The sequence below is a fragment of the Nocardia sp. NPDC004573 genome (genome assembly GCF_053602135.1).
In genome coordinates this window covers 175,981-202,734 of record NZ_JBSGDA010000007.1, presented here as the reverse complement: position 1 = coordinate 202,734, position 26,754 = coordinate 175,981, and the positions used below count along the sequence as shown (strand labels likewise).

Here is a 26,754-nt window from a genome sequence, read left to right as displayed (position 1 = left end):
CTGGCCGCGACCATGCCGTGCCGGGGCGTTCCCCAGGTGGCCGGTGCGCGCCCCGAACGTACCCGCCGTTATGTTGAGTGCCATGCGGATCGGATTGAGCATCAACTACTCGGGGGGCTTCAAAGAGGCGGCGACCGAAGTCGCCGACCTCGAGCGGGCGGGCCTGGACATCGTGTTCGTGCCCGAGGCGTACTCGTTCGACGCGGTGAGCGCGCTCGGCTACCTGGCCGCCAAGACCACGCGCCTGCAGCTGGCCTCCGGCATCCTGCAGCTCTACACGCGCACCCCGAGCCTGACCGCCATGACCGCGGCGGGCCTGGACTTCGTCTCCGACGGACGCTACGTGCTCGGGCTGGGCGCGTCGGGTCCGCAGGTGATCGAGGGCTTCCACGGCGTGCCCTACGACGCGCCGATCGGCCGCACCCGGGAACTGGTGGAGATCTGCCGGAAGGTCTGGCGGCGCGAGCGCCTGGAGTACCAGGGCAAGTACTACCAGATCCCACTGCCCGCCGGGCAGGGCACCGGCCTGGGCAAGCCGCTGAAGCTGATCAATCACCCGGTGCGCGAGCGGATCCCGGTCTTGCTTGCCGCGCTCGGACCGAAGAACGTGGAACTGGCCGCCGAGATCGCGGAGGGCTGGCAGCCGATCTTCTTCCTGCCCGAGAAGGCGAACGACGTGTGGGCGGACTCGCTCGCCGCCGGGCTCGCCAAGCGCGACCCCGCCCTCGGCGACTTGGACGTGTACGCGGGCCCGGCCCTGGCCATCGGGGACAACGTCGAACCGCTGCTGGAGTTCGTGAAGCCGCATCTGGCGTTGTACATCGGCGGCATGGGCGCCAAAGGCAAGAACTTCTACCACACCCTGGCCACGAAGTACGGCTACGGCGCCGAGGCCGATCGCATCCAGGAGCTGTACCTGGCGGGCGAGAAGGAGGCCGCGACCAAAGCGGTGCCGGACCAGCTCGTCCGGGACATCTCCCTGGTCGGGCCGGCCGGCTACGTCAAGGAGCGGATCGCGGCCTTCCGCGAAGCGGGCGTCACGGTGCTGAACGTGGTGCCGATGGCGGCGACCGCCGCCGAGCGCGTCAAGCTGATCGAACAGCTGCGCGAACTGGTGTGAGACACGGCGCTGCCGCCGTCGGCGGGTGCGACGGCGGCAGCGGCACGGGTCATCTCTGGCGGAGCGCCGCCAGCGCGGCGTCCAGCGTCGAATGCAGCGCGAACACCTGATCCAAGCTGGTCATCTTCAGCTGCCTGCTGGTCGCCGGGCCCTCGGCCACGACGGCGATCGCGGTGGTCGAGCCCGCGCGCTGGTGGGCCGCCACGAGCGTCGCCATGCCCGCCGAGGCGAGGAAGCTCACCGAGGTGAGGTCGATGATCAGCGCCGCGGGTTTGCCGCTGAGGATGGCATCGATCGCGTTCTCCAGCGCAGGGGCGGTCGCCAGGTCGACCTCGCCGGCCACCGTCAGCACAGTCGCGCCGTCGTGCGCCGCGACCGTGGTGGTCATCGTGTCCGCGAGGGGATACGCGTCTCCGGAAGTATTGGTCACCCCACCACCCCACACAAATAGCCAAGAATCCGCAACCTCGTAGTGTTCACAGACTCGAACAATACCTCCGGGACGTGAACCGAGCGGAGGTCGCGGCACGCGCGGTGTACCGGATGACGCCGCTCACGTGGGGGCGGATCCCGCCTCGCCGGCCGGTGCGGGTGTCGCGCCGTCCGCGGTACGAGCGCCTCGGCGAGAGTGGCCCGAAGATTGCCAGATCGAGGCTCGAGCGGTAGCGGCTCCTGATCCTCGCTGGGTATCCCCGCCCTCCGTAGCTCGGGTTACGCCTGCTCGAACAGGGGAAATCTCGGTCCGGGTGGCTCGTGTCAGCAATCTGCGAGGAAACTTCTGTGGCAGGGTGTTCGGCTGTGCGGACAATCCTGATCACGGGGGCGACATCGGGTATCGGTCTCGAATCGGCTCGGCAGCTGGCGGCGCAGGGCAACCGGCTCGTCCTGGTCGGACGCAATCCGCGGAAGCTCGCCGAGGCGGCGGAGCTGGTGCGGTGCGCGGGGGCGGCGGGGGTGGACACCCTGGAGTGCGACTTCGCGTCGCAGGCCTCGGTCCGGCAGCTGGCGAAGGAGGTGCTGGCCGGGTACGACCGGTTGGACGTGCTGGCCAACAACGCCGGCGGTTACCACGAGACCCGGACGGAGACCGTGGACGGCATCGAGGCCACGTTCGCGGTCAACCACCTCGGTGGATTCCTGCTCACCGAACTGCTGACGGATCTGATGGTGCGCAGCGCCCCGTCGCGCATCGTGTTCACCTCGTCGGTGATGCAGTTCGGCGCCACCATGGATCTCACCGATGTGCAGTTCCGGCAGGGGTATTCGGGAGAGAAGGCCTACAGCCGCTCCAAACTGGCGAATGTCCTCTACGCCCGGGCACTGGCACGGCGTCTGGAAGGAACCGGAGTAACGGTCAACGCCTTCCATCCGGGCGCCGTGGCGACCGGAATCTGGGATGCCATGCCGTGGTTCGGCCGACCTTTCGTAGCGCTCGCCAAGCGGCTGTTCATGATCTCCGCCGCGGACGGCGGCCGGGCGCTGACGTACTTGGCCACCGATCCCGAAGTCGCCGAGGTCAGCGGCTGCTACTTCCAGAAGAACCGCGTCAAGACCCCGTCGCGTCTGGCGCAGGACGACGCACTCGGACAGCAGCTGTGTGAGGTCAGCGCCGGTCTGGTCGGGCTGACCGGGTAGGGCGCACACAGGACCCGCGACAGCGTAGCCGCGGCGCACCACACGACCATCGTCGCCGACTGAAGCGGAAAGCAGGGGACCATGCTTCGTACTCGTTTCGAGTCGATCGGCGCGTACACGCCGACGACCGCCCGCTCCACCGAAGATCTGATCGCCGCGCTGGCGGTGCCGAGATCACTCGATCTGCAGCGCATCACCGGCATCGAGAATCGGCGGGTGTACGACTCGAATCCGGACCGGTACGAATCGTCGTTCGAGCTGGCGTTGCGCGCGATCGAGGACTGCCTGCGGCATTCCGGCTACCGGGCCGACGAGCTGGACGTCGTCATATCGGCCTCCATCACGCGCACCCGCGGCGCAGGAATCTTCTGTTACGCACCGTCTTTCGCGCTCATGCTGGGTAACGCGATCGGCACGAAGGCGGCCAGGCACTTCGACGTCTCCAACGCCTGCGCCGGGATGATCACCGGCGTGATGGTGCTCGACCGCATGATCAAGGCCGGTGCCGTGCGCAACGGCATGGTGGTCAGCGGCGAGCAGATCACGCCGATCGCCGAGACAGCGCTGCGCGAGATCAGCGAGCCCTACGACCCGCAGTTCGCGGCGCTGACGGTGGGGGACGCGGCGGTCGCGGTCGTGCTCGATGACCGTGGCGACGACAACGACGAACTGCACTACGTCGAGCTGATGACCGCGGCCGACGGGGCCGAGCACTGCCTCGGCATGCCCAGCGACCGTACCGGCGGGATCGCGATGTACACCGACAACCGGGCGATGCAGAACGAAGCCCGCTACCGGCAGGGCATCAACCGCATGGCCGACTTCCTCGCCGAGACCGGACGGACCTGGGAGAGCGAGAAATACGACTACTGGATCCACCACCAGTTCAGCGCGCCCGCCATCGAGTACATCTCGGACCTGACCGAACGGCATTTCGGCACGCCGATGCCACAAGCGCTCAACGTCCTGCGCGACTACGGCAACACCGCCTCGACCTCCCACTTCCTGGTCCTGCACGAGCACCTCGCCCAACAGAAGATCCCGCGCGGATCGAAGATCCTCATGATCCCGGCGGCATCGGGCATCGTCTCGGGGTATCTGGCCGCCACCGTCTCGCGTTTGGAGGCATGAGCATGGCGACGACGATCGTCGCGGCCGCGACGAACCGCGATCTCGACACCGGCAGCTACCTCGAACTGGCCGCGCGGGCAGCGCGGACCTGCGTCGAGCGCGCGGAGGTCGGCCTCGACGAGATCGGGATGCTGATCAACGCGGGCGTCTTCCGGGACAGCAATATCTCCGAGCCTGCGGTGGCCGCGCTCCTGCAGAAGCGGATCGGTCTCGGGCTGTCCTATGCGCCCGGGCGTACCCCGGTCCTGTCCTTCGACCTGATGCACGGCGCCTCCGGTCTGCTGCACGCCATCGCGACCGCCGACGCCTTTCTCGCCACCGGCATGGTGAAGTACGCATTGCTCGTCGCGGGCGACGCCCACCCGTCGACCGAGCGTGACGTCGCCGACTTTCCCTACAGCGCCAGCGGCGCCGCCCTGTTGCTCGGAACTTCGCCCACCGCAGCAGGATTCGGGCGGCTGCACACCCGCGACACCACCGGCTCGGCCGATCCGATCGCCTGGGTCGCGCTGGACGAAGCGGGGGCCGGCGGCCGCAACGCCATGTGCGTCCGCACCGGCGCGGGGGACCGAGTGGATGCGGCGGCCGCGGTTGTGCGTGCGTGTCTGGCCGAGGAAGGGCTCGACGGCGGTCGCTTCGCCGCAGGGGAGGCGCTGCTGCTGGCGCCGGATCCGGCCGCCGGATTCCGCGCCCGATTGGCGGGCGCGCTGGCCTTGCCGACGCGGTCGGTCGTGGGTTTCGACGCCTCCGTCGGAGACCCGTACACCGCGGCTCCGGTGCATGCCTATCTGCACGCACTGGACAGCGGCTTCGATCCCGATACCACCATGGTCTTCGCGGCCGTGGACGAGGCATCGGCGGCATGCGTCGCCTACAGCTCGCGGCCGGTGCCGCGCACGGACTTACCGGCCGCGTGTACCGGGACACCGGCGAGTTCCGGCGGCGAGCCGGATGCGCTCGTCCGGCGATGAAGAGTTCACGACTTCTCGAGGTCCGGTGACGGTGCGATCGTCGCACCGGCCGACAGCAGTCGCCGTGCCAGCGCGCGACTGCGCGGCCCGAGTTCGGGAGGTTCGAGTATCTCGAAGTCGTGCCCCAGCAGCGCCATGTGCATGAGTACGAAGTCGAGGCTGTCGGCGGCGCCGCTGAGGACCTCGCATCGGTCACCGCCTCGCGGTCGTACGACGGCGGCCGAGGCGGGGATCTGCGCGCGCACCGTGTCGGCGGAAGCGTGCACCAGGAAGCGGGCCCGGTTCGGATAGACCCGGCTCGCCACACCCTCCTGCACGTACGCCGCCGCCTCGGGCGCCGTGCGTGGGCGGAAGCGCCACGTCCTGGCCGACACGTCGGTCATCCGGTCGACGCGGAAGCTGCGCCAATCGTCGCGATCGAGATCGAAGGCCAGCAGATACCAGCGCCGGTCGGAGGCGACCAGACGGTAGGGCTCGACTCGCCGCGGTCGCACCGTGCTCCCCGCGGGGTAGCCGAAGCCGGCCTCGACCTCGTCGCGGCAGGCTCTGGCCAGCGTCATGAGGACATCGGGATCGACCGGGGTTCGTCCCGCGCCGAAGGACTCCACCGAGCCGGAGAGGGCGTGCACTTCGTGCCGCAAGCGGATGGGCAGTACCCGGTCCAGTTTGGCCAGCGCCCGGAGTGCGGCGTCGCCTGCGCCCGCGACCGCACCACCCGCGCCCACCAGCAGCGAGACCGCGGTGACGATCGCCTCCTCGTCGTCGAGCAGCAGGGGCGGCAGGTCCTGCCCGGGGCCGAGGTGGTAGCCGCCGCCGACGCCTTGACAGGCGTGCACGGGATAACCGAGAGCGCGCAGGCGCTCGACATCACGGCGTACCGTACGCGCGGTGACGCCGAGCCGTTCGGCGAGTTCGGGACCGGTCCAGACCTGGCGTTGCTGGAGCAGCCCGAGCAGGGTCAGCACCCGTTCGGTGGTGCCCCGCTCCTCGCCGCCCGCTGCGCCCATGTCGTCAGCCTGCCAGAAATAGCGGACCGATTCTGTCCGCTCGGTATGTCAGGGTGACGGCATGGACACAGACCAGCTCGACTGGAACAGGACGCTGCGCGAGCAGTGGGAGGCGCACTGGAACCGTCAGCTGCGGGACCGGCTGCGCGGCCTCACCGACGACGAGTACTTCTGGGAGCCCGTGCCGGACACATGGAGCGTGCGGCCGCGCGGCAGCTCGACGGCGCAGATGCAGGCCGGGTCGGGGAAATTCACGATCGATTACGCCTTCCCGACGCCGGTGCCCGCGCCGTTCACCACGATCGCCTGGCGGCTCGGTCACGTCATCGTCGGCGTGCTGGCCGCGCGCAACGCGGCCCACTTCGGCGGGCCCGTCGCGTCGTACGAGACCTGGGAATACGCCGGTGACGCGGCCACCGCGCTGGAACAGCTGGAGGGGCAGCTCGACGCCTGGCTGGCCGGAGTGCGGGGGCTCGGCGAGGACGGACTCCGTGTCCCGATCGGACCGAAGGAGCCCTTCCCCGAGGCGCCGATGGCCGATCTGGTGCTGCACATCCACCGTGAGCTGATCCACCACCTGTCCGAGGTCTGCCTGCTGCGCGATCTCTACCTGCACACCAGGGGCCCGCGGTAGACCCACCCGCATTCCGGGCTGCTCGGATCGCAGGGGTATCGCTCGGTTCAGCGGTGCGCTGCCCGATGGACGCTGCTCTGGGATGCCACGATGCGCACGAGATCGCCCAGTGCGATCTCCACGTCGGTCAAGTGCAGGCCCCACGTGGCATCCGGGACGGGATACAGCTGCGGGCTGCCCGGTTCCGGCGTCGCCATCAGTGCCGTCACACCCCCGTCGCGCACGCACTGGAGCCGGTACCGCTCGGCGGGAATCAGCCATGGGGTCGGGGCGGCGACGGCGGACGGTCCTCGGCGCAGCGCCACTTCGACGCCCAGCGGACTGGGCACGGGGCCCGTACGAAGTACGGTCGCCGCGACGCGCGCTTCGTTGCGGTCCAGCGAAGCAGGGTTGGTGCAGGCGATCTTGTAGTCCGGACCGTACGGCCGCGGCAGCGGTTCGGGGGTCGCCGGGTTGCGGCCGAATCGGCTGTCCGGCGGCGGGGTCGCGCCGAAAGTCTGCCACGCGAGCACGCATCGCGTCTGCAGCCGGCTGCGGCACAGCGGCAGATACCGGAAGTCGCCGCCGACGTCGCCGTCTCTGGGCACCACCACATTGCCGCCGAGCAGGATCGCCGACAGGATCCGGTCGCGCACCGCCTGCTGCGGTTCGATCTCCTCCCGGATCAATTGGCGCAGCATGCGCGCACCCTGCGAATGCCCGATCAGCACGACCGGCCTTCCGCTCTCGCGCTCCGCGAGGAACTGACGCCACGCCCGCAGCACGTCCCCGTAGGCGATTCGCGCCATCTCCGCGCGCTGCTCGGGGGTGTACATCCGCTCGGCCGCCAACGCGGTCAGGGTCCGCTGCCGATACACCGGCGCGAAGACCTGACACACTTGCGAGAATCGGGCGGCCTGCTGTTCGGCGACGGCCCGCACTTCCGGCGTCACCGCGGTGCCGGAGTTGGGCGTCGGCTCCAAGGACGCCGTCGGGTAGACATAGAAGCAGTCCACGCCGGAATCCGTGGGGACAGCGGGGTCTTCGCGCGCATCGGGTTGCCCGGCCCGCCGCACTGTCGTCGCCGAGCTCACTCGGCACGGATCATCGGGTCGATCCGGTCGGCACAACCAGACGACGCCGACGTCGTCGAGCGGGTCCGCCGCCGCGCTCACCGACGAGCCCGCCGACAGCCCGATTCCGCACACGACGGCCGCAATCGTCCTTGCCCACCGACTTTTCCGCATCGCGCATACCTCACTGCTTCCGCACCCGGCCACCGGCGCCGAACCGGAAACGCTCGCCTGGGCTGGCGTCAGCCTAGCGGCCACCGCACGGACCGGGACCTCGATCGTGGGTCTGCGGCACATCCCGCGGCGAACGGCGCAAGTCAGCCCTGCACGAGTCGGGCGAGGCGGTCCCACGCCGGAGAGGAAGCGCCGGGCAAGGACTGCGCTGCCAATCGAGCCATAGCGGGGTTGGCGGCCGGATCGGTCTCGCAACGGTTGTGACGGTTCGCGAACCAGCTCCGGGTGCGGTCGGCGAGGGCGGGAAGACGGGGATAGTCGGGTGACCGGTTGCCATGAGATCTACGTGAGAATAGCCGTCAACATGACACGGTGAATACCTCGACGCGATGAGTCGATCTCCTGCTCATATTGCGTGGTTCAGGATGTGTTCGCCGAGAAGTCTTCCATTCTTGGGAGAATAGTGACTAACATATCGCTCGGATTCCCTCGGCAGACCCGTGCGGCTGGGCGCCTGCCCGGCGCGGGTGCCGATCGATACGCGGCGCGTGGATCGAAGCGAAAGGATGCATCGACGCATGCTCAAGAGACTCGACCGAATACTCGGTTATGAGATGACGGTCTCCGAGTTCCTCGGCACCCTCGTCATCATCGGCGTTCCCTACGGGCTGGCCGGGGTGGTCTGGACCCTCACGCACACCGGTCATCTGCGCGACATGCACGGCATCGATCTGGTGATCTCGTTCCTGGGATCGATCGTGTGCTGGCCGGTGCTCACCTTCTCGAACGTGTGCATGACCTGATGATGGCGCTGGTGTGGCTCATCGACGTTCTCGTGATCGTGGTCAAGATCCTCGGTGGGCAGATGAACGTGAATCCCGTACTTCGTGCCGGGTTGTGGGTGGCTGTGCTGAGTCTGTTCCTGGCCGGGTGTGCGGGGCTCGTCGCGCTCGTGGTGTTGCTGCAACGGTGGCTGGAAGCTCTCGCCTGACCGTCTCGCAACAGGTTCATGAGGATCGGAATAGTGAGTTACATGTCTGCATCATGAGCTCGATTGTCTAGCGGTGTCGACCTGCCTATTGACCCATATGAGCACTTCAACACGGGTAAACGGAGGGATCGCTGAGGTCGAGGCGAGGCTCGCCGCTTCGCTAAAGCGAAATAATTGTCAATCACTTGTCTCTTGTATGACGTCTGTGAGGTGTGCAACACTGCACACGCTCCGCGCCATCGAAGGGGCGGCCGCCGGCGCGGCGGACGAGAAATCGAAAGGAACGGCCACCAGTGACTGCCTCGCTGCGAACGCCGGCCGACAAGCAACCGACACCGGAACCGGGCGAAGTCGAGAAGATGATCGCCGGCGCTTCGGGGTTGTGGCGGCGCCACCCCCAGCGGTCACTGGAAACCCTCGGCCGGCAGGTCACTTTGGGCCGCGAAGCGATCGTCCAACTCGTCGTCTCGCTGGTGCGGGGGCGCTTTCCCTATCAGGAGTTCATCAAGCAGTGCGCGTTCATGGCGAACGTGTCGGCAGCGCCGACCGTGTTCGTGGCCATTCCGATCGCCGTCGTGGTCTCCATTCAGGTCGGCGCTCTGGTGAACCAAGTGGGCGCGACGACATTCATCGGCGCGGTGGCGGGATTGGGCATCATCCGCCAGGGTGCGCCCTTGGTGTCGGCGTTGATGGTGGCCGGTGCGGTCGGGTCGGCGATCTGCGCCGATCTGGGATCGCGGACCATCCGGGAAGAGATCGACGCGATGATGGTGATGGGCGTCGATCCGGTGCGCCGCCTGGTCGCGCCGCGGCTGGCGGCGGCGGTGCTGGTGAGCGTCTTGCTCTGCGGTTTCGTCGTCTTCGTCGGATTCGCGACCGCGTACATGTTCAACGTGTACGCGCAATCCGGGACGCCGGGCTCGTTCATCAGCTCGTTCGCCTCCTTCGCGGTGGCGAACGACCTGCTCATCGCCTTGGTCAAGGCCGCGATCTTCGGCGTGCTCACCGCGGTGATCGCCTGTGACATCGGCTTGCACGCGCACGGTGGCCCGGGCGGTGTGGCGAACGCGGTCAACTCGGCGGTGGTCAGTTCCGCGCTGATGTTGTTCGCCACCAACATCATCCTCACCCAGCTGTACAACACCGTGTTCCCGGCGAAGGTGGTGTGAAGATGGCGAGCACCTACACACCTCCGGCGCTGAAGCCGCTGCGCAGTGTCGGAAAAACCGCGCTGGCGCCGGTGCACGCCAACCAGCGCCTCGGGCATCAGGCCATCACGTTCTTCCAGGCTCTCGGCGCCATCCCGTTCGTGCTGCGGCATTACCGCCGTGAGGTGGCGCGGTTGACGGCCGACGTCGGCTGGGGCAACGGCTCGCTCATCGTCGGCGGCGGCACTATCGGCGTCGTCGTCATCTTGTGCGCGTTCGGCGGCATCATCGTCGGGATGGAGTCGTTCACGGCGCTGAACCTCCTCACGATGTCTCCGCTCACCGGCGCGATCTCCGGATTCGCCACCACCAGGGAACTCGCTCCGATCCTGGCGACTTTGGCATTCGCGATCCAGGCGGGTTGCCGGTTCACCGCGCAACTGGGCGCGATGCGGATCTCCGAGGAGATCGACGCGCTGGAGTCCATCGCCATCCGCCCGCTTCCGTACCTGATCAGCACGCGCATGATCGTCTCGACCCTGACGATCATCCCGCTGTACAGCATCGGCCTCGCCACCGCGTATCTGACCACCGAGATCACGGTGCTGTTCCTGGGCGGAACGGCGGCGGGCACCTACGACCACTACTTCTTCCAGTTCCTGGTCGGCACGGACGTCTTCTTCTCTTTGCTCAAAGTCGTGGTGTTCGTAATGCTCTCGACGTTCATCCAGTGCTACTACGGCTATGTCGCCACCGGTGGCCCGGAAGGCGTCGGAGTCGCGGCCGGGCGTGCCATCAAGATGGTGATCGTCGTGATGGTCTTCGCGAATCTCTTTCTGACCCTGAGCATCTGGGGCATCGATCCCGGATTCCGGATTTCGGGGTAGGGCCGACGATGATTCTTGACCCCAGTGGCCGTGGACCGAGCGCCAGGCAGTCGACCTTCGCCGGGCTTGCCGTGCTGACCACGATCGCGGTGCTGCTGTACCTGCTGGCGCTGCGCTACACCGGCTATTTCGAGGACAAGGTCCCGGTGACCGTCGTGCTCACCGGCACCGGCGACGGCTTGCCCGGACGGGCGGACGTCAAGTTCCGCGGCATGGTCGTGGGCCGGGTGGCCGCGGTGGACGTGGTGGCGCGCGGCGCCCGCCAGGAAGCGCACGTGGACTTGAGACCGGAGGTGGCCTCGACCATTCCGGTGAACGTGACCGCCCGGGTGATCCCGAACAATCTGTTCGGCGTCACCGCGATCGAACTCGTCGACAACGGGCCGGAAGCGACGACCCTGCGCGCCGGTGCGACCATCCCGGAGGACACCGGCAGCGAGACGGTGGCGTTGCAGACCACGTTGAACGTCCTGCGCAACGTGCTCGACAACATCCAGCCCGAGAAATTGGGCCGGGTGCTGGCCACCCTGGCGGCGGCGCTGGATCCCGCTGCCCGCGCGCCCGGCTCGACGGTGGAGCGCCTGGACGTCTGGCTGACGGAGATTCGGGGGACACCCGGTGTCGACACGCTGCTCGGCGATCTGGGGCGGGCCTCGATCGCGCTGAGCCAGTCGGCGCCGGAGCTGGTCGGGGTGCTGTCGGAGTCGGTGACCACGGCGCGCACCCTGGCCGAACGACGAGCGAAACTCATCGATCTGCTGGCCACCGGGAACGCCACGGTCGATACGGTCAACGCCCTGTTCGCCCGCAATCCGGACGCGGGGAAGTTCCTCGTCGCCGGGCTGGACGATCTGTTCGGTGGTCTGGCCGAAGACCCGGATGCCATCCCCTACACGGCCGCGAACCTGAACGTGGCGCTGCAACGGCTGGCCACGACGTTCCGCTACGGACCGGCCGAACAGATGGTGTGGAAGATGGACGTGTCGTTCACGCCGTTCCAGCAGTACACGGCGAAGGACTGCCCGCACTACGGCGATCAATACGGCCCTAGGTGCGGCGGCGCCACGGTGCCCGAGGTGGCTCCGGAGCAGAACTATCCGCCGCAACTGATGCCGAAGTGGCTCGACGCGGCAGGACCGCCGCCGGTACCGGCGGCGCCCACACCCCTCGGTGCGATGGGCCTGGTGCTTCCTGGGCTACCGGCGATTCCGGGTCTTCCCTTCATCCCGGGCCTGCCGGCCGTCCCCGGCCTTGCGCCGACGCCGGACGCCGTCGCGCCGGCGGAGCCCGGCCCGAAGAACCCCGGCGCCGAGGTCCAGCCGATCGCGCTGCGCGGATCCGATGCCGTCGCGGCGATCGTGGGAACGAGACCCACCGTGGCGCAGTACCTGCTGTTGAGTCCGGTACTGGCGGGCGGATCGGTCACCGTGTCCGCCCACGACGAAGGGCGGGGCGAATGAAATCGGGAAAGGCGCTGGCGGGCTTCAGCTTCTTCGCGGTGGTGGCGGTCGCGCTCACCTTCACGATCTGGTCCACGCTGCAACGGTCGGTCGACGGGGACACCCACCGCTATTCGGCGATCTTCTCCGATGTGCTCGGCCTGCGGGTCGGGGACGACGTGCGGATGGCGGGCGTGCGGGTCGGACGCGTGGACGAGATCGATTTCACCGACGGCTACCGGGCCAGGGTCGATTTCCGGATCGACGAACGCCAGCATCTCACCACGACGACGAAGGCGCTGGTGCGCTACCAGAACCTGATCGGCCAGCGCTATATCGCCCTGGCGCCGGGCAAGGAGGCGGGCGCCGTCGTCGAAGCCGGTTCGCAGATCCCCCTGGAGCGCACCGAGCCGTCGTTCGACGTGTCCGCGTTGCTGTCCGGATTCGAACCGCTGTTCAGCGTGCTGCAGCCGGATCAGGTCAATTCGCTGTCGGAGACGTTGATCCAGGCGCTGCAGGGCAATCAGGTGTCCCTGCGCAGCCTCATCGTGCAAGCCTCCGAGCTCGCGGGCACCTTCGGGCAGCGCGACGAGATCCTGGGGGAGGTACTGGGCAATCTCAGCTCGGTGGTCAGCGGTCTGGCTCACCGCAGCGGCGAGCTGGAAACGTTGATCACGCAGGCCAGGGCGCTGGTGGAGGCCCTCTACTCGCAAGGAGAGAGCTTGAAGCACTCGGTCGACCGGGTGGCCGACACGACCGACTCGCTGACCCGGTTGATCATGCAGGTCAAGCCGGGCCTGGCGGGGGCGCAGCACGACGCCACCACGGGCGTCGCGTTGCTGCTGCTCAACGGCGCGTCCCTGGATCGGGCCGCGGTCGAACTGCCCGCCGTCCTCAACGGCGTCGCCCGCTTCACCAGCAACGGCGCCTACGGAAACGCGTACCTGTGCAGCCTGGACGTGTCGTTGTGGGGCGTGGTGTTGCCGCCGGGATTGTTCTCCCAGGTGGGCGGCAATTCGCACTCGGAGGTGTGCCGGTGATCGGGCGCCTTCCGACCCTGGGCTTCCTGCGGAATCGGTACCTGCGGCTCGGCATGACCGCGGCCGCCTCGGTGGCGGCTCTGCTGATCGGTTCGAGTGTCCTGACCCAGGCACGTCTGGGCGACAAGACGATTCACGCCGAATTCGCCCAAGCGGCCGGTCTCCGTCCCGGCGCGACGGTGGACGTCTCCGGGATCGAAGTCGGCGAGGTGCACTCCGTGCGCCTCGAGGGCACCAAAGTCCTGGTGGATCTGAAGGTTCGGCGCGATCTTCGCTTGGGCGCGGACGCGCGTGCCGCGATCGAGATGTCGACGATCCTCGGCCGATTGCACGTCGACCTCGCCCCCGGCGACGGCAAGGGACTGCCGGGCAACCGCATCCGGCTGGAGAACACCTCGGTGCCGTACAACCTGAGCAAGGTCATCCAGGACCCGAAGTACAAGAACTCCTTCGAACGCATCGAACGCCTCGACCCGCAGAAACTGCGCCAAGCGCTGGATCTGGTCGACCAGCAGCTGGGGGATTCCCCGCAGCTGGCGGTCCAGGCGCTCGACAGCATCGGCGCGCTCGCCGAAGTGGTCACCGATCGCCGGGACGAGGTGGACGCGCTGCTGAAGAGCATGGATCAGGTATCCCGGCTCGTCTCCGACAATCAGAACAGCGTGCTGCTGTTGCTGACCCGCGGCGAAGCGATCGGCAACGCGGTGCGGCAGCGGCAGGATCTGCTGCAGCAGCTGCTCGACAACGTCGCGGCCCTGTCGCGACTGCTACAGGAGATGGGAGTGGAGAACAACGGTCGGCTCGCGCCGTTGATCCACGATCTGAACACCATGTCGGAGGGTTTGCAGAAGAATCGCGACAATCTGGACCGGCTCTACGAGAGCATGCCGATCGCGTTGCGGCAGTTCAACAACGCCGTCGGCAACGGGCCGTACGGCGACGTGTGGGCGCCCTGGTTCATCCCGGACAACTGGCTGTGTTCCGCCCGAGCCGTACAGGGGTGCAACTGATGAGAACACGACGATTCGCGCAGGTCGGCGGCCTGATCGTGGCCGCGCTGGTCACCGCGAGCTGCGCGCTCGTGCCCGACAGCCTGACCGCGCTGCCGCGGCAGTACCTCGGCGAGCACATTCGCATCAGCGCCGATTTCGAGAACGTCGCGGGGCTCTACGCGGGCAACGAGGTGGCGGTGCTGGGCGTCCCGGTCGGCCAGGTCGACACCGTGGCGGCCAAGGGCAGTTACGTCCAGGTCACCATGAGCTTGGAGAAGGGGACCAAGGTCCCGGCCGATGCGGTCGCCGCCCTGGTGTCGCCGCAGCTGATCACCAACCGCCATGTCGAACTCGCCCCCGCCTACAGCGGCGACGGGCCCGTTCTCACCGACGGAATGCACATTCCGCTGTCCAGGACGCGGACACCGGTCGAACTCGACCGCATTCTGGAGAATTTCGACCAGCTCGGAGCCGCGCTCAAAGGCGACGACCAGAACGGGCCGATGGCCAGCCGCGTGCTGTTCCCGCTGCTGGACGGCAACGGCGACCGGCTGCGCGCGACATTGGACGCCTTGTCCTCGGCCTTCGAAGTGACTCTCGCCAACAAGGACCAGATCTCGAACACCATCATCGAACTCAACGAGATCACCCAGATCATCGCCCAGAACGACCAGACGGTGCGCGATTTCAGCGGCCGCCTCACCGAATTGGTGCAACTGATGGGTGACCAGGCGCCCGGCCTGCAAGCGGTGCTGCAGCAGCTGGACCAGTTCGTCACCAATACCGGCACGCTGGTCGGCGAGAACTCCGATCAGCTCGCGGGCGCGCTGGAGCGATTCACGACCATCACCGAACAGATGCGGGCCAACTCCCGCGGCCTCACCGAGATCGTCGACGTCGGGCCGCTGCTGTTCGAGAACCTGTCCAACGCCGTCAGCCGGGAACATCAAGCGCTGCGGCTGCACGCGCTCACCGACAAGGTCCTGCTCGACAACGAGGTCGTGTCGCAGTTCTGCGAACGCATCCAGATGCGCCTCGATGGTTGCCGCACCGGGAAACCGCAGGATTTCGGGCCCGACTTCGGTCTGACCGCGGCACTACTGGGGATCACGAAATGACCGGCACGAAAGCGCTTCGGCGCACGACGGTGGCGGCCGCGCTGGTCGCGGCGATGAGCACCGCGACCGGCTGCAGTGTGACGGTGGCGAATCTGCCGATGCCGAAACCCGGCATCGGAGCCCCCGGCTACACCATCCGCGCGGCCTTCCGTGACGCGCTCAATCTGCCCGATCACGCGCACGTGAAGATCGGCGGCACCGATATCGGCGTCGTCACCGCGATCAGCACGACCAACTTCATCGCGGAAGTGGACATGCTGATCAGGGAAGACATCCAGTTGCCCCGGGGCACCACCGCGGAACTGCGCCAGGCGACGCCGCTGGGAGACATCTTCGTGGCGATGACCTTGCCCGCGACCGCACCGGGCGCAGTGAATCTGCGCGCGGGGGACGTCATCGACACCGAGCACACGTCGGCCGCCGCGTCCGTCGAGCAGCTGATGATGTCGGTCTCGATGCTGATCAACGGCGGTGGCATCAATCAGGCCGCGAAGATCACCTCCGAACTCGATTCGATGTTCGCCGGGCGCGCGCCGCAACTGGCACACCTGCTCAGCGAGCTCACCCAAGTCATCGCCGCGCTCAACCAGCGCACCGGCGACATCGACAACGTGCTGACCGGCCTCAACGTGCTGACCGGCGAATTGGCCCGGCGCAAAGCCGAACTCGGCGACGCCGCGGACACCTTTCCGGCGCTGCTGGCGCTGTTGGCCGAGAACAACCAGTCCATCGTCGACCTGCTCGACAAGGTCGCGACCACGATGACCGCACTCGGTGATTTCACCGAGACGACCGGGCCGCAGGCGGTCAGCCTGTTCGACAGCATCCAGCGGTTGATGGCGGGCTTCACCCGCATGGGCGACGACCTGGGCGGGACGTTGAACGGTCTGCACACCATTTACCCCGGGCTGATGGCGAGCCTGGACGGCCCCACCCTGGCCGTCGCGGCGACGGTGTCCTACCTCAGCGTCGGCGCCTTGACCGATCCCAGCGGCAGCAGGCCGCCCGAACTCGGTGACGTGCCCGCGTTCGTCGGCAGCTTGGCGCAGGTCATCGAGAAGGTGATCGGCCGGGTCACCAGTCCGCCCCAGCAACCGCAGCAACCCCAGCAGCAAGGAGGGGACCGGTGAATCCTCCGCTGTGGCAATGGCTGGTGCGCCGCCGCATCGTGGTCGCGAACTTCGGATTGGTCGTCGTGCTGATCGTCGGCGCGGCCTATCTCGGAGCCGAAGTCCTGCGCATCAATCCCTTGCCCACCAATTACTCGGTGACGGTGGAGCTCCAGTCCTCGGGCGGACTGTCGGCGGGCAACGACGTCACATTCCGGGGTACCCGGGTGGGCAAGGTCCGCGAAGTGAAGGTGGCGGGCAGCGGCGTCGCGGCCGTCGCCGAGATCGACTCGTCGGCGAAGATCCCGGTGGGCGGGACGGTCGCCGTGGGCCGGTTGTCGGCAGCGGGCGAGCAATATCTCGACTTCCGTCCGAATTCCGACACCGGTCCCTACCTCACCGACGGGGCGCTGGTGGAACGGTCCCAGACCACCGTCCCGGTCACGGTGCAGTCGGTGCTGACCAACCTCAGCGGCTTCATCGGGGGCCTGAACCCGGACCGGTTGAACGTCATCGTCGACGAACTCGACAAGGCCCTGGCCGGCGGCCCGGACCAGCTGCGGAACATGGTGTCGGGCATCAGCCGCGCCATGGCCGGGCTGAGTGACTTGCTTCCCCAGACACGGCAACTGATCGAGAACCTCGGAGTGATCGCGGAGACGACATCGCACGCACAGCCGGACCTCGCGACACTCACCCGCACCGGCGGGGTGTTGTTCGAGCAGCTGACCGCGGCGGACCGGGAACTCCGTCATCTCCTGGACGAAGGGCGGGTCCAGCTCCGCACCCTCGGCGGCTTCGTGTCCCGCACCGAAGACCCGCTGACCAACCTGGTCACGAACTTCGTCGCCATCACCAAGGCCGCCAAGCTGCGCGCACCGGCGATCGCGGCGCTGTTCCCGGCATTGCGGGTCGGGTCGCAGGCGCTGGGGATACCCGCCCACGACGACGCCTTCCACACACTGGTCGACATCTGGCCGCGGCCCACCTGTGAATACGACACCATCCCGCTGGTGCCTACGGACAAGATGACCGACACCCGGGTCCGGCTCTACAACTACTGCGTCACCAACGATCCAGCTCTGCAGGTGCGCGGTTCGGCGAATGCGCCGCGCCCCGACATCCCGGACAACGGGTCCACCCGACCTCCGGGCGTCGGTGGCGATGAGCTGTCTCGCCCGGTCCCCGGCAACTAGGAGATTCCGATGAAGAGTGAAGACGTCGATCCGGCCGCTGAAACCGACTCGTCCGCAACACGACCGGAAGAGCAGACCGTCCCGGTGCAAGCCGGCTCCGGCGCCCCGGCGCCCGTGGACGGGGACGGGGACGGCGGTGCGGATCCCGGCGTGACCGCCGGCTCCGAAGCCGTGAGAATCCCCGGCTGGTCTGAAAGGCTGCGCCGCCTGCCGATCGGACGCCCCGCGCCGATCGTGCTGCGCTCGGCGGCAGCGGTCCTTGTGGGCGTATCGGTGGCGTCGGCCGGTTACTGGTATGCGCAGAACGCCAACAGCGAGGATCTGCTGGCGGCCCACGAGGATGCACGCACCGCGGCCTGCCGCTACGCGCCCATTCTGGCGAACTACGACTCGAAGAACCTCGACGCGTACTTCGCCGCTGTCGGTGACGGCGCCACCGGCGACTGGAAGAAACAGTTCGAGTCCACCAGCACCGAGCTGCGTGCCGTGCTCGGGGAGGGGCAGGTCACCTCGGCCGCGCGCGACGTGCAATGCGCGATCCGCGCCGGTGACGAGCACTCCGCCGAAGCGATCGTGGTCATCGGCCAGACCATCACCAGTCTCGGCACCAAGGGCAAGCCCGCGCCGGGGCAGCTGTCGATGGTGATGCGCTTGGAGAAGGTCGGGGACCGGTGGCTGGTGAACAAGGTGAACTCACCGTTGACGTTGCCCGCGCAGCCCTGAGCGCGTATGCGGTTCGCCCGGCGTTCGGCATGGCGTGACCGCGCTGCCCGCCTCGCGTCTTCTACTTCCGGGGCGTGGATCGGACTGATCGTTCGTCGTGTCGCCGGATGCTCTGCGGGGCAGGCCGCCACCAACGCCAACTAGAAAGAATTGTAAACAACATCTTACGGTCGATATCAAGCCTTATGCGGTGTAAAGTCATGAAAATGCCTTGCCCAACTCGGCAATTTGACTAGAATAGGCATTAACATAAATCCGAGGTGGTCCACCCGGTCATCGAACGCGGGAGACTCCGGAGAAGGCGGCGTCCGGCTGGCGTCGACCCGGCTGATTCGCCCCGTCGTTCGACGTGTGCACGCAGATGGAAGGACATCCCGATGACCGCAGTCGCTCATCAACCCGAGCCCGGCCACGAAGTGCCGCTGACCAAGGATCGCACCCGCATCGGTATCAGCGTCACGCATCGGCCGTTCACCAAGCGGCCGATCGAACTGACCGACGCGCTGGATTTCTGGTCGTTCGCCGGCGCCGCGGCGAACGTGGTCATGCAGATGGCCCGGCCCGGCGTCGGTTACGGTGTGGCCGAAAGCAAGGTGGAATCGGGCTCGCTGATGAAGCATCCGTGGAAACGCGCGCGTACCACCACGCAATATCTCGCGGTCGCCATCCTCGGCACCGACGATGAGCGCAAGGCATATCGCGAGGCGGTGAATGTGGCGCACCGGCAGGTGCATTCGGCCCCGGGCGCCCCGGTCAAGTACAACGCCTTCGACCGCAATCTCCAATTGTGGGTCGCCGCCTGCCTGTACATCGGATTCGAAGACACCTATCAGCTGCTGCACGGAAGAATGAACGACGCGCAGGCCGAGGCGTTCTACACCTCCTCGTCCACACTGGGCACCACCCTGCAGGTCACCGAGGACATGTGGCCCGCCACCCGAGCCGAATTCGACGAATATTGGAACGCCGCCTGCGGGCAGGTCGTGCTGGACGACTACGTCCGAGGCTACCTCGAAGCCTTGCTCGAGCTTCGTATGATCCACTGGTACCTGCGGCTGCCTTTCCGGAACCTGCTGCGATTCCTCACCATCGGATTCCTGGCCCCGATCTTCCGGGAACAACTCCGGGTCGAGTGGACCGCCGCCGACCAGCGGCGTTTCGAGCATCTTTTCGTGTTCGTCTCCTTCGTCAACCGCTTCATTCCGCGCTTCGTTCGTCATGGCGGATCGCACGCGCTGATGGTCGACCTGCGACGGCGCATCCGGAAGCAGAAAAACCTGATCTGAGCAGTTGCTCGCTATACCGTTCGGCCACTGCGGGACTGGGATTTGGCGATTTCGCGCGCCACCCGGTACATTCGTCTTGTCAAGCTACCGAGCGATCGGTGGACAGGCACGAATACCCCCGAGCGAGCCCCGAACCGATGCAGACCGGTTCGGGGCTCGGTTGGTTCCTGTGGTCTTCGGGTGCTCCGGGCGTGCGCGGGTGATGGCCCCAACGCTGTCGAGCCGCCGTCATCGTGTCTGGTATGACCGCCCGTTCCCGTGCCGGAGGAGTGGCCGAACGAATCAGTCCGGTGGTTCCTGCGCCTCGTCGGTGGTCAGTTCGGGAGCTATCTCCCGGGTCGCCATTCCGCCGTGGCGGTCTTGATCGGTCGGGCCCGGCCTGCCTCCCTTGGGCTCGTCGGTCTTCTCGTCCCTGTCTTTCTCGCGTGCCATGGCAAACCCCTTTCTTGTGGCTTCGATCTACCCGCCGCGGTCCACTTCACACGTCGTCCGCTTCGTCGCGGTCACCGTGGTCGCGGGATAACAGACCGGCGTGGCCGGTCAACGGCGACGTTCGTGCAAGGTGAGCAGTACGTGGTCGAAGCGGGTGCGCGTGTGCACTCCGGCGCCGCCGAAATCGGTCAGTGCCGCCACCAATTCCTCGGCCAAGACACGCAATTTCGTGTTCGTTTCTTGCGAGCGCCAAATCAGCACACGAAAAGCTTGATCGGCCGAGATTCCGTACACCAGCATCAAAGCGCCCTTCGCCTGCTCGATCACCTCACGCGCAGCGACCATTTCCGGCAGCGTCTCATCGATGGTTTCCTGGCGCTCCTCATCGACGGTATCGGTGACATCGATATAGAAGCCCGCCGTGCCGACCACCGCCCCGGTGGAATCACGCATCTGGTCGCTCACCACCAGCACGTGGTGCACCACCCCTTCGGTATCGATGATGCGATGGCGGCCGCTGAAAGGCAGCCCGGTCCGCACCGTCGTGGCCAGGGTGTCGGCGACCTCGGCTCGATCGTCGGGATGTTTGTGCGCCAACAGCAACTCCGTCGTCGGCGTCACCTCGCCCGGCGCGTAACCATGCACGGCCGCGACCTCGTGCGACCATTCCCAGCGTTGATCGGCGAACCAGAACTGGAAACGTCCGGTCCGCTTCGAGAGTGGGACCGTGGGCGCCGGTCCCGATGGCGCGTTGTCGTTCACGGCCTCTGCATTCCCCGCCGCCGGGCCGGTATGCGCCATCACCGCACCGGTGGCCGTGAACCGCCTCACCGAGCCGCTCCCGCACTCCCGCTGCGAACATCGCGGCGGGGAGCGGTGTCCGCGGCGTCGCCCCGAGGCTACCCAGCGGGCCCCTTCGGCTTCGCGCACATCGTCTTCGGCAGTTGGTTTTCGGTCGTCGCCGACGGTGTGCGCCTGGATCTTCGCATCCCGGTATCTGCGGCCCCGGTCGCTGTTCACCGCTTCGGTGGAGCGCTCGGTCTACGGGATTCTCGTCTTCACCGTCGGACTCGGCCGTTACTTCTCTCACGGTGCCGTGCGGGCGATCGCCCCGGCACCGACGTGAGGATGATCGCAACCGGGGGTGCGGTCGCCGACAGCTTCGGCGCCGATCACGCGGGTATCCGCCGCTTCGTGGTGGATTCTCTGCGACGGGCCGTGAGCACGCCCCTGCTGTATTTCTTCATCCTCGGTGACATCCTGGGCGCGGGCATCTATGTGCTGGTCGGCTCCATCGCGGGGGAGTCGGGCGGCGCGGTCTGGTTGCCGCTGCTGGTGGCGCTCGGTCTCGCCTGCCTCACCGCAGGCTCCTATGCCGAGTTGGCGACCAAGTACCCCAAGACAGGCGGCTCGGCCCACTACGCGAGCCGTGCGCTCGGGCCCGCGGCCGGATCGCTCGTCGGTTTCTGCATGCTCGCCGCCGGTGTCGTGTCGGTAGCGGCGCTGAGCAGGGCTTTCGCCGCGGACTACCTACGCGCCTTGGTGACGTTGCCGACCGCGGTCGTTGTCGTGGTGTTCCTCACCACGCTGGCATTGCTCAACGTCTACGGGATCAAGGAGTCGCTGCGCGCCAACGTGGCCGCGACACTGGTCGAAGTCGGCGGGCTCGTCGTCGTGATCGGGCTCGGAGCGTGGGTGATCTTCCGGGGAGACGCCGACCCGGGCCGGCTCACCGAGGTGGGGACGGCGGAGCACGGCGTTGTCGGCGCGACCCTCGCGGGCGCCGTCTTGGCCTTCTACTCCTTCGTCGGGTTCGAGACCTCGGTGAATCTGGCGGAGGAAGTCACCGAGCCGCGCAGGTCCTATCCGCGCGCGCTCTTCGCGGCGCTGCTCACCGCCGGTGGCGTGTATCTGCTCATCGGGTCGGTGGCCGGTGCGGTGGTGCCCACCGAGCGGCTGGCGAACTCGAGCGGTCCGCTCCTGGAAGTAGTGCGCTCGGCCGGAGGCGTTCCGGACGAGTTGTTCGCGGTGGTCGCCTTGGTCGCCGTGGCGAACGGAGCCCTGCTGACCGGGATCATGTCCTCGCGGTTGGCCTACGGCATGGCTCGCGAGGGACTGCTGCCGCGGGTGCTGAGCCGGGTCTTGCCGGGCCGCCGGACGCCGTGGGTGGCGATCGTGGTGACAACGGTCGTGTCGTTGCTGCTCGCACTGACCGGTGAGGTGGCCGCACTGGCCGAGACGTTGGTGCTGTTGTTGCTGGTCGTCTTCGCGGCGGTCAACGTGTCGGTGTTGATCCTGCGGCGGGAGCCGCACGAAGGGGAACATTTCCGCGTGCCCGTCGTGGCGCCGTGGCTGGGTCTGGTCTCCTGCCTGTTCCTGTTCACCCGGATCGACGCGGAGGTGTGGTTGCGCGGTTCGATCCTGATCGGCTTCGGCGTGCTGTTCGCGGCCGCGAACGCGGTGCGCGCACGCCTTGCGCAGCCGGACGGTCGCCGCGCCTCCCCGGCCGGGCGCGGAGCGTGACGATTCGCTCTCCATTGCGCGGCGACACGACCATGTCCTTGCACCGGTATGAGCCCGGTGGTACACAAAATCTATGACAACTTAGTTAGATTTCCTCCCGAGAAAACGGCATCCGGGTGTGCACCCAGCTGCCGGATCCGCGGCGCCGCAGCGCCGATCGCAGTACGGAGATCGAATCGGTAATCCCTGAAGTAGCAACTGGCCTGGAGGTTCCACGCAATGACATACCCCGCGCACGGTGTTTCGCCGCTCGGTGGCGGAGTCCACGGTCACACCCCGCTGCACGACAGTACACGCGCGGCGGCGCACCGCGGTCTCGCCGTACCGGACCGTCCCAGCGAATGGCACCCGGGGATGCTGTGGTGGGACGCCGGCACAGTTCTGGTGACATATCCGCAGCCGCAGGCCGGCGGATACTGGAACACCGTGCCGCACCTGGTGTTGCCGGTCGGTCACGGGCGTCTGGCCTTCCGGATCTCGTCACATTCGAGCGAAGCTCGGCATCTGGAGGGCGACCGCCGGGTCATCGTGCAAGCCGCGGACTGGCGGGGCGAGCCGGCCCTCGGGTCGCGACAGCATCAAGGCACCGCCGAATTGCTGCGGACCGGGGCGCTGTTCGACCAGGTGCGAACCGGTATGCAGGTCAAATATGGCAAACGGGTCGGCTTGGCGCGGCTGACCCACCGATTGGCCATGGGTGCGGCTCCCTATGGCGACATCGTGGTCGTGGTCACGGTCCACGAAAACCGGGTTCTCGGCCTGTGAGTTCGCGCTCCGATCAACGTCGCGTCACGGCTCGCCCTCGGCCCCGGCCCGGCTGCCGAGGGGCGAACCAGTACTTCGGGGCAGGTGCGGCCGACCCGGGGGCCGTAATCATCCGAAGTGCCGGACCGTGCAGCGAATTCGCGGGACGCACGAGCGGAATCCGGTCGTACTGGACAAGTGCACGGAGTGCTGTCCATACGATGGGTCGTGTCGCGGAAGGCGTGACGCACCGAGGGGCCGACGGAGTACTTCACACACACCCTGATGCCGCCCACTTTCGATCCCGGCCCGAACCCGTTCGGGCCACCGCCGGTGCCGATGGGCGCGCGCTCGGACCGGTGATGACCCGCAAGGCCGCCGAGGTCGCCGATGGGCTGCTGGTGATGCCGTTCGACAGCGCTCGCCACTTCACCGAGCGCACGCTGCCCGCGCTCACCGACGGTCTGCGCCGTTCCGGCCGGACCGCGGACGATTTCCCGGTGATCGCTCAGGTCATGGTCGCACTCGGACGCACCGAGGAAGCGCTGTCTGCCGCGATCGGTGGGGTGGGCGCCCTGATCGCGTTCTACGGGTCGACCCCCGCGTATCGTCCGGTTCCCGAGGTCGAGGGATGGGCGCAGGTGCACTCCCGGCTCAACGCGTTGAAGGCGGGCGGCTTCGCCGAGATGCGGGCGTTGGTCACCGACGAGATGGTCCGCATGATCGGAGTGGTCGGGACTCCGGAAGAGTGCGCGACACAGATCGCCACCCGCTTCGGCGTCGGCATCGAGGAGGTGTGCTGCTATTTCCCTGGCTACCCGCCGGATATGGCGGATGTCGCCGACTTGGTGGACGCGTTGCACGAGCGCCGGGACGCAACCGCGCCGACCGGGGTGCGCGGCGGCAAGGTTCGCCCGCGACGGTAGCGACACCGGATCACCCGGTCACTCGTTCGGCGCAGGGTGCGCGAAAGAGTAGTGAGCAGGGGATCGGCTGGCTTGACTGCACAGATGCCTGTTCCACCCCATGCTCGCGGCTACGAGGACTTCGGCGGCTCCGTCGGTCGCACCACGGCCGATTCGACGCCGGATTGGCGCTTCCCGCCCACCGCCCCCGAGGGTGCTCCGAACATCGTCGTGGTGCTGATCGACGACATGGGATACAGCGACATCGGCCCGTTCGGCTCGGAGATCGAGACGCCGACGCTGGACCGGCTGGCCGCCGACGGACTTCGGCTGACCAACTACCACACGACCCCGCTGTGCTCGCCGTCGCGGGCATCGCTGCTCACCGGGATCAATGCCCACCGCGCCGGGTTCGGCTTCGTCGCCAACGCCGACCCAGGCTATCCCGGTCTGCGCCTGGAACTCGCGGACGATGTGCTGACCCTGCCGGAAATCTTGCGCGGCAATGGTTACGCCACCTACGCGGTCGGCAAGTGGCACCTCGTGCGCGACGCCACGATGAACCCCGCCGCACCTCGGGATTGCTGGCCGACTCAGCGTGGGTTCGACCGCTACTACGGCTCGCTCGAGGGGCTGAACTCTTTCTACTATCCGAATCAGCTGATCTCGGACTCCTCGGTCGTCGACATCGAGGAGTATCCGCCGGGGTATTACCTCACCGACGACCTGACCGACAAGGCCATCGCCTACATCAAGGATCTCCGCGCGCACGACGCAGCCAAACCGTTCTTCCTGTACTTCGCCCACGTGGCCATGCACGGCCCCCTGCAGGCGAAACCCGCGGACCTGGCCAAGTACCGCGGTCGCTACGCGAAGGGATGGGACGAACTGCGGCGCAGCCGGTTCGCCGCGCAACTCGCCCAGGGCCTCTTCCCCGCCGGTACGCAGCAGAAACCCCGCAACACCGAACCCGGTTACGAGGCCGCGGAGTGGGATTCGCTGACTCCCGCGCAGCAGCGCCGCTTCGCCCGGTACATGGAGGTGTACGCGGGCATGGTGGACAGCATCGACCAGAGCCTGGGGCGCATCGTCGACACGCTCGAGCAACTCGGCGAACTCGACAACACCATCGTGGTGTTCACCTCGGACAACGGCGGCACCGCCGAGGGCGGGCCGGAGGGCACCCGCACCTATTTCGCGGAATTCGCCCACATCACGGATCCGGATTGGATCGGCGACGTCCCGCACGACGAGGAGTTGATCGGCACCGCGAAGCTGGGCGTGCACTATCCGCGCGGGTGGGGCCAGGCATCGAATACGCCGTTCCGTTTCTACAAAGGCCAAACTTTCGCAGGTGGTGTGCGCGTGCCATTCGTGATCTCTTGGCCCGAGGGGCTGCCGCGCGGCGAGGGCGACGACGGTATCCGCCACGAGTACACCTACGTCACCGATCTCGCGCCGACATTGCTGGAGCTGGCCGGATTGCGGCGGCCGAGTGTGCGCAACGGGCTGCCGGCCAAGGATTTCGACGGCGTCTCGGCGGTGCGGACGCTGCGTGATCCGCGGGCGGAGTCCGAGCACATCGAGCAGTACTCGGAGATGGTCGGCAACCGGGGCTTCTATCGCGACGGATGGAAGCTGCTGTCGCTGTACGAGCCGGGGACCGACATCGACGAGCCGAAGTGGCAGTTGTTCGACGTCCGCACCGATCCGACGGAGCTACACGACCTCGCCGAGCGGTTCCCGGAGAAGGTCGCGGAACTGGCCGCCGCATGGGACGAATCCGCCTGGGCGAACACCGTGTTTCCGCTGCTGACCCGCGAACATCTGGCACGGCGGCGGCCAGGAGAAGAACGCTTCTCGGCTCCCGTCCGGCTGCTGCCCGGCACGCCGACCCTGGAACGGTATCGCTCGCAGCGACTGATCGCCTACCGGGACTTCGCCATCGAGGCGGAACTCGCCGGTTACGCCTCCGGTGACGAAGGGGTTCTGGTCGCACACGGTGATCCGCTGGGTGGTTATGTCCTCTCCGTCGAGGACGGCCGGGCGACCTTCGTACTCAACAGCTACGGCCGCTACGACAGCGTCACCACATCACCCCTCCCGGCCGGCGCGCGGCAGATCACCGTGCGCGCGATCGTGCGACCCCGGCTGCGATGGGATTTCACTCTCGAGGTCGACGGCGCGCCCCTCGCGCGGCTGCTCGATCAGGTGCAGCTGGTCGGCATGTCACCGTGGACCGGGATCTCCGTCGGCGTCGACGCCCGCGGCCCGGTGTCCTGGGACCTGCGGGAACGCCGCGGTACATTCCGCTACACCGGCGCGCTGCGCGCGATCACCTACACGCCGGGTCCGATTCGGGTGCCGCGACCGGCCATCGAGGCGGTGGAGCGCGAGGCGGAGTTCGTCGCCGAATGATTTCGCGCGCCGCCGATGCCGATCAGCCGGCATCGCCGAATATCCGTCCGGCCATGCGCAGATCGGGGGAGTCCTCGAA

General features: G+C 67.4%; 26 protein-coding genes. 21 read left to right on the top strand and 5 right to left on the bottom strand.

From position 1 onward, the window contains the following. The first annotated feature begins 82 nt into the window (after positions 1–82). Positions 83–1,120 carry an LLM class F420-dependent oxidoreductase gene (locus ACWEKR_RS14290; protein ID WP_195083403.1) on the top strand — a complete coding sequence of 346 codons (1,038 nt, stop codon included), beginning with the start codon at positions 83–85 and terminating at the stop codon, positions 1,118–1,120. Positions 1,121–1,169: 49 nt separating this feature from the next. Here the strand turns inward: ACWEKR_RS14290 and ACWEKR_RS14285 are convergent, their stop codons facing one another. Further along, positions 1,170–1,508 carry an STAS domain-containing protein gene (locus ACWEKR_RS14285; RefSeq protein ID WP_063017971.1) on the bottom strand — a complete coding sequence of 113 codons (339 nt, stop codon included), beginning with the start codon at positions 1,506–1,508 and terminating at the stop codon, positions 1,170–1,172. Between the two features lie 410 nt (positions 1,509–1,918). Between ACWEKR_RS14285 and ACWEKR_RS14280 the strand changes: the two genes are divergently transcribed. The 3 genes from ACWEKR_RS14280 to ACWEKR_RS14270 all read left to right on the top strand — a co-directional run bounded on the left by ACWEKR_RS14280 (position 1,919) and on the right by ACWEKR_RS14270 (position 4,857). Further along, the gene (locus tag ACWEKR_RS14280; RefSeq protein ID WP_452354831.1) at positions 1,919–2,755 is read left to right on the top strand and encodes an SDR family oxidoreductase; all 837 of its coding nucleotides are present in this window, start codon (positions 1,919–1,921) and stop codon (positions 2,753–2,755) included. A gap of 81 nt (positions 2,756–2,836) precedes the next feature. Further along, positions 2,837–3,886 (top strand): 3-oxoacyl-ACP synthase III family protein, encoded by a 1,050-nt coding sequence (locus tag ACWEKR_RS14275; protein ID WP_452354830.1) that lies wholly within the window; start codon positions 2,837–2,839, stop codon positions 3,884–3,886. A gap of 2 nt (positions 3,887–3,888) precedes the next feature. Further along, positions 3,889–4,857, top strand: coding sequence for a hypothetical protein (locus ACWEKR_RS14270; RefSeq protein WP_452354829.1), 969 nt, complete (start codon positions 3,889–3,891; stop codon positions 4,855–4,857). Positions 4,858–4,862: 5 nt separating this feature from the next. Here the strand turns inward: ACWEKR_RS14270 and ACWEKR_RS14265 are convergent, their stop codons facing one another. Beyond that, entirely contained in the window at positions 4,863–5,864 is a 1,002-nt protein-coding gene (locus ACWEKR_RS14265; RefSeq protein ID WP_452354828.1) for a helix-turn-helix transcriptional regulator, read from the bottom strand. A gap of 61 nt (positions 5,865–5,925) precedes the next feature. Between ACWEKR_RS14265 and ACWEKR_RS14260 the strand changes: the two genes are divergently transcribed. Then, positions 5,926–6,498, top strand: coding sequence for a DinB family protein (locus ACWEKR_RS14260; protein ID WP_452354827.1), 573 nt, complete (start codon positions 5,926–5,928; stop codon positions 6,496–6,498). A 47-nt stretch (positions 6,499–6,545) separates the two neighbouring features. Here ACWEKR_RS14260 and ACWEKR_RS14255 read toward each other — a convergent pair whose 3' ends face one another. Then, positions 6,546–7,724, bottom strand: coding sequence for a DUF3089 domain-containing protein (locus ACWEKR_RS14255; protein ID WP_452354826.1), 1,179 nt, complete (start codon positions 7,722–7,724; stop codon positions 6,546–6,548). 578 nt (positions 7,725–8,302) lie between these two features. Here ACWEKR_RS14255 and ACWEKR_RS14250 point away from each other — a divergent pair. The 12 genes from ACWEKR_RS14250 (at position 8,303) to ACWEKR_RS14195 (ending at position 19,653) form a co-directional block, all read left to right on the top strand. Next, positions 8,303–8,527, top strand: coding sequence for a hypothetical protein (locus ACWEKR_RS14250; RefSeq protein ID WP_452354825.1), 225 nt, complete (start codon positions 8,303–8,305; stop codon positions 8,525–8,527). After that, complete coding sequence (locus ACWEKR_RS14245) at positions 8,515–8,715, top strand: hypothetical protein (protein ID WP_452354824.1); 201 nt, start codon at positions 8,515–8,517, stop codon at positions 8,713–8,715. The genes ACWEKR_RS14250 and ACWEKR_RS14245 overlap by 13 nt, the downstream gene beginning before the upstream one ends. A gap of 359 nt (positions 8,716–9,074) precedes the next feature. Beyond that, entirely contained in the window at positions 9,075–9,884 is an 810-nt protein-coding gene (locus ACWEKR_RS14240; protein WP_452354917.1) for an MlaE family ABC transporter permease, read from the top strand. A gap of 2 nt (positions 9,885–9,886) precedes the next feature. After that, positions 9,887–10,750 (top strand): ABC transporter permease, encoded by an 864-nt coding sequence (locus ACWEKR_RS14235; protein WP_452354823.1) that lies wholly within the window; start codon positions 9,887–9,889, stop codon positions 10,748–10,750. Between the two features lie 8 nt (positions 10,751–10,758). After that, positions 10,759–12,210, top strand: coding sequence for an MlaD family protein (locus tag ACWEKR_RS14230; protein WP_452354822.1), 1,452 nt, complete (start codon positions 10,759–10,761; stop codon positions 12,208–12,210). Beyond that, the gene (locus ACWEKR_RS14225; RefSeq protein ID WP_452354821.1) at positions 12,207–13,229 is read left to right on the top strand and encodes an MlaD family protein; all 1,023 of its coding nucleotides are present in this window, start codon (positions 12,207–12,209) and stop codon (positions 13,227–13,229) included. The genes ACWEKR_RS14230 and ACWEKR_RS14225 overlap by 4 nt, the downstream gene beginning before the upstream one ends. Next, complete coding sequence (locus ACWEKR_RS14220) at positions 13,220–14,239, top strand: MlaD family protein (protein WP_452354820.1); 1,020 nt, start codon at positions 13,220–13,222, stop codon at positions 14,237–14,239. Before ACWEKR_RS14225 ends, ACWEKR_RS14220 begins: the two co-directional genes overlap by 10 nt. Then, the gene (locus tag ACWEKR_RS14215; RefSeq protein ID WP_452354819.1) at positions 14,239–15,339 is read left to right on the top strand and encodes an MCE family protein; all 1,101 of its coding nucleotides are present in this window, start codon (positions 14,239–14,241) and stop codon (positions 15,337–15,339) included. The genes ACWEKR_RS14220 and ACWEKR_RS14215 overlap by 1 nt, the downstream gene beginning before the upstream one ends. Then, complete coding sequence (locus tag ACWEKR_RS14210) at positions 15,336–16,469, top strand: MCE family protein (RefSeq protein ID WP_452354818.1); 1,134 nt, start codon at positions 15,336–15,338, stop codon at positions 16,467–16,469. The genes ACWEKR_RS14215 and ACWEKR_RS14210 overlap by 4 nt, the downstream gene beginning before the upstream one ends. Next, positions 16,466–17,644: an MCE family protein gene (locus ACWEKR_RS14205; RefSeq protein ID WP_452354817.1), complete on the top strand. Its 1,179-nt coding sequence runs from the start codon at positions 16,466–16,468 to the stop codon at positions 17,642–17,644. The genes ACWEKR_RS14210 and ACWEKR_RS14205 overlap by 4 nt, the downstream gene beginning before the upstream one ends. 9 nt (positions 17,645–17,653) lie before the next feature. Further along, entirely contained in the window at positions 17,654–18,367 is a 714-nt protein-coding gene (locus ACWEKR_RS14200) for a hypothetical protein (protein WP_452354816.1), read from the top strand. Between the two features lie 377 nt (positions 18,368–18,744). After that, positions 18,745–19,653, top strand: a complete 909-nt coding sequence (locus tag ACWEKR_RS14195; RefSeq protein ID WP_452354815.1) for an oxygenase MpaB family protein — start codon at positions 18,745–18,747, stop codon at positions 19,651–19,653. Positions 19,654–19,935: 282 nt separating this feature from the next. On the opposite strand, the gene ACWEKR_RS14190 is transcribed toward ACWEKR_RS14195, so the two are convergent. Both ACWEKR_RS14190 and ACWEKR_RS14185 read right to left on the bottom strand, forming a co-directional pair. Then, on the bottom strand, positions 19,936–20,085 hold the full coding sequence (locus ACWEKR_RS14190; protein WP_195083386.1) for a hypothetical protein: 150 nt from the start codon (positions 20,083–20,085) through the stop codon (positions 19,936–19,938). A gap of 108 nt (positions 20,086–20,193) precedes the next feature. Next, positions 20,194–20,886 carry a PAS and ANTAR domain-containing protein gene (locus tag ACWEKR_RS14185; RefSeq protein WP_452354916.1) on the bottom strand — a complete coding sequence of 231 codons (693 nt, stop codon included), beginning with the start codon at positions 20,884–20,886 and terminating at the stop codon, positions 20,194–20,196. A gap of 327 nt (positions 20,887–21,213) precedes the next feature. Between ACWEKR_RS14185 and ACWEKR_RS14180 the strand changes: the two genes are divergently transcribed. The 4 genes from ACWEKR_RS14180 (at position 21,214) to ACWEKR_RS14165 (ending at position 26,675) form a co-directional block, all read left to right on the top strand. Continuing rightward, positions 21,214–22,608 (top strand): APC family permease, encoded by a 1,395-nt coding sequence (locus tag ACWEKR_RS14180; protein WP_452354814.1) that lies wholly within the window; start codon positions 21,214–21,216, stop codon positions 22,606–22,608. 219 nt (positions 22,609–22,827) lie between these two features. After that, the gene (locus ACWEKR_RS14175) at positions 22,828–23,373 is read left to right on the top strand and encodes a hypothetical protein (RefSeq protein WP_452354813.1); all 546 of its coding nucleotides are present in this window, start codon (positions 22,828–22,830) and stop codon (positions 23,371–23,373) included. Positions 23,374–23,573: 200 nt separating this feature from the next. Then, positions 23,574–24,278 (top strand): LLM class flavin-dependent oxidoreductase, encoded by a 705-nt coding sequence (locus tag ACWEKR_RS14170; RefSeq protein ID WP_452354812.1) that lies wholly within the window; start codon positions 23,574–23,576, stop codon positions 24,276–24,278. An 84-nt stretch (positions 24,279–24,362) separates the two neighbouring features. After that, a complete protein-coding gene (locus ACWEKR_RS14165; RefSeq protein WP_452354811.1) occupies positions 24,363–26,675 on the top strand; it encodes an arylsulfatase in 2,313 nt (770 codons plus the stop codon). The last annotated feature ends 79 nt before the right edge of the window (positions 26,676–26,754 follow it).

What these genes read in the sequence shown, in the direction of transcription:
- ACWEKR_RS14255 (WP_452354826.1), bottom strand. Translation starts at nt 7,724, where the DNA reads ATGCGGAAAAGTCGGTGGGCAAGGACGATTGCGGCCGTCGTGTGCGGA.
- ACWEKR_RS14275 (WP_452354830.1), top strand. Translation starts at nt 2,837, where the DNA reads ATGCTTCGTACTCGTTTCGAGTCGATCGGCGCGTACACGCCGACGACC.
- ACWEKR_RS14235 (WP_452354823.1), top strand. Translation starts at nt 9,887, where the DNA reads ATGGCGAGCACCTACACACCTCCGGCGCTGAAGCCGCTGCGCAGTGTC.
- ACWEKR_RS14270 (WP_452354829.1), top strand. Translation starts at nt 3,889, where the DNA reads ATGGCGACGACGATCGTCGCGGCCGCGACGAACCGCGATCTCGACACC.
- ACWEKR_RS14180 (WP_452354814.1), top strand. Translation starts at nt 21,214, where the DNA reads ATGATCGCAACCGGGGGTGCGGTCGCCGACAGCTTCGGCGCCGATCAC.
- ACWEKR_RS14230 (WP_452354822.1), top strand. Translation starts at nt 10,759, where the DNA reads ATGATTCTTGACCCCAGTGGCCGTGGACCGAGCGCCAGGCAGTCGACC.
- ACWEKR_RS14210 (WP_452354818.1), top strand. Translation starts at nt 15,336, where the DNA reads ATGACCGGCACGAAAGCGCTTCGGCGCACGACGGTGGCGGCCGCGCTG.
- ACWEKR_RS14175 (WP_452354813.1), top strand. Translation starts at nt 22,828, where the DNA reads ATGACATACCCCGCGCACGGTGTTTCGCCGCTCGGTGGCGGAGTCCAC.
- ACWEKR_RS14240 (WP_452354917.1), top strand. Translation starts at nt 9,075, where the DNA reads ATGATCGCCGGCGCTTCGGGGTTGTGGCGGCGCCACCCCCAGCGGTCA.
- ACWEKR_RS14290 (WP_195083403.1), top strand. Translation starts at nt 83, where the DNA reads ATGCGGATCGGATTGAGCATCAACTACTCGGGGGGCTTCAAAGAGGCG.
- ACWEKR_RS14225 (WP_452354821.1), top strand. Translation starts at nt 12,207, where the DNA reads ATGAAATCGGGAAAGGCGCTGGCGGGCTTCAGCTTCTTCGCGGTGGTG.
- ACWEKR_RS14250 (WP_452354825.1), top strand. Translation starts at nt 8,303, where the DNA reads ATGCTCAAGAGACTCGACCGAATACTCGGTTATGAGATGACGGTCTCC.
- ACWEKR_RS14285 (WP_063017971.1), bottom strand. Translation starts at nt 1,508, where the DNA reads ATGACCACCACGGTCGCGGCGCACGACGGCGCGACTGTGCTGACGGTG.
- ACWEKR_RS14195 (WP_452354815.1), top strand. Translation starts at nt 18,745, where the DNA reads ATGACCGCAGTCGCTCATCAACCCGAGCCCGGCCACGAAGTGCCGCTG.
- ACWEKR_RS14215 (WP_452354819.1), top strand. Translation starts at nt 14,239, where the DNA reads ATGAGAACACGACGATTCGCGCAGGTCGGCGGCCTGATCGTGGCCGCG.
- ACWEKR_RS14185 (WP_452354916.1), bottom strand. Translation starts at nt 20,886, where the DNA reads ATGGCGCATACCGGCCCGGCGGCGGGGAATGCAGAGGCCGTGAACGAC.
- ACWEKR_RS14260 (WP_452354827.1), top strand. Translation starts at nt 5,926, where the DNA reads ATGGACACAGACCAGCTCGACTGGAACAGGACGCTGCGCGAGCAGTGG.
- ACWEKR_RS14200 (WP_452354816.1), top strand. Translation starts at nt 17,654, where the DNA reads ATGAAGAGTGAAGACGTCGATCCGGCCGCTGAAACCGACTCGTCCGCA.
- ACWEKR_RS14190 (WP_195083386.1), bottom strand. Translation starts at nt 20,085, where the DNA reads ATGGCACGCGAGAAAGACAGGGACGAGAAGACCGACGAGCCCAAGGGA.
- ACWEKR_RS14165 (WP_452354811.1), top strand. Translation starts at nt 24,363, where the DNA reads ATGCCTGTTCCACCCCATGCTCGCGGCTACGAGGACTTCGGCGGCTCC.
- ACWEKR_RS14265 (WP_452354828.1), bottom strand. Translation starts at nt 5,864, where the DNA reads ATGGGCGCAGCGGGCGGCGAGGAGCGGGGCACCACCGAACGGGTGCTG.
- ACWEKR_RS14170 (WP_452354812.1), top strand. Translation starts at nt 23,574, where the DNA reads ATGGGTCGTGTCGCGGAAGGCGTGACGCACCGAGGGGCCGACGGAGTA.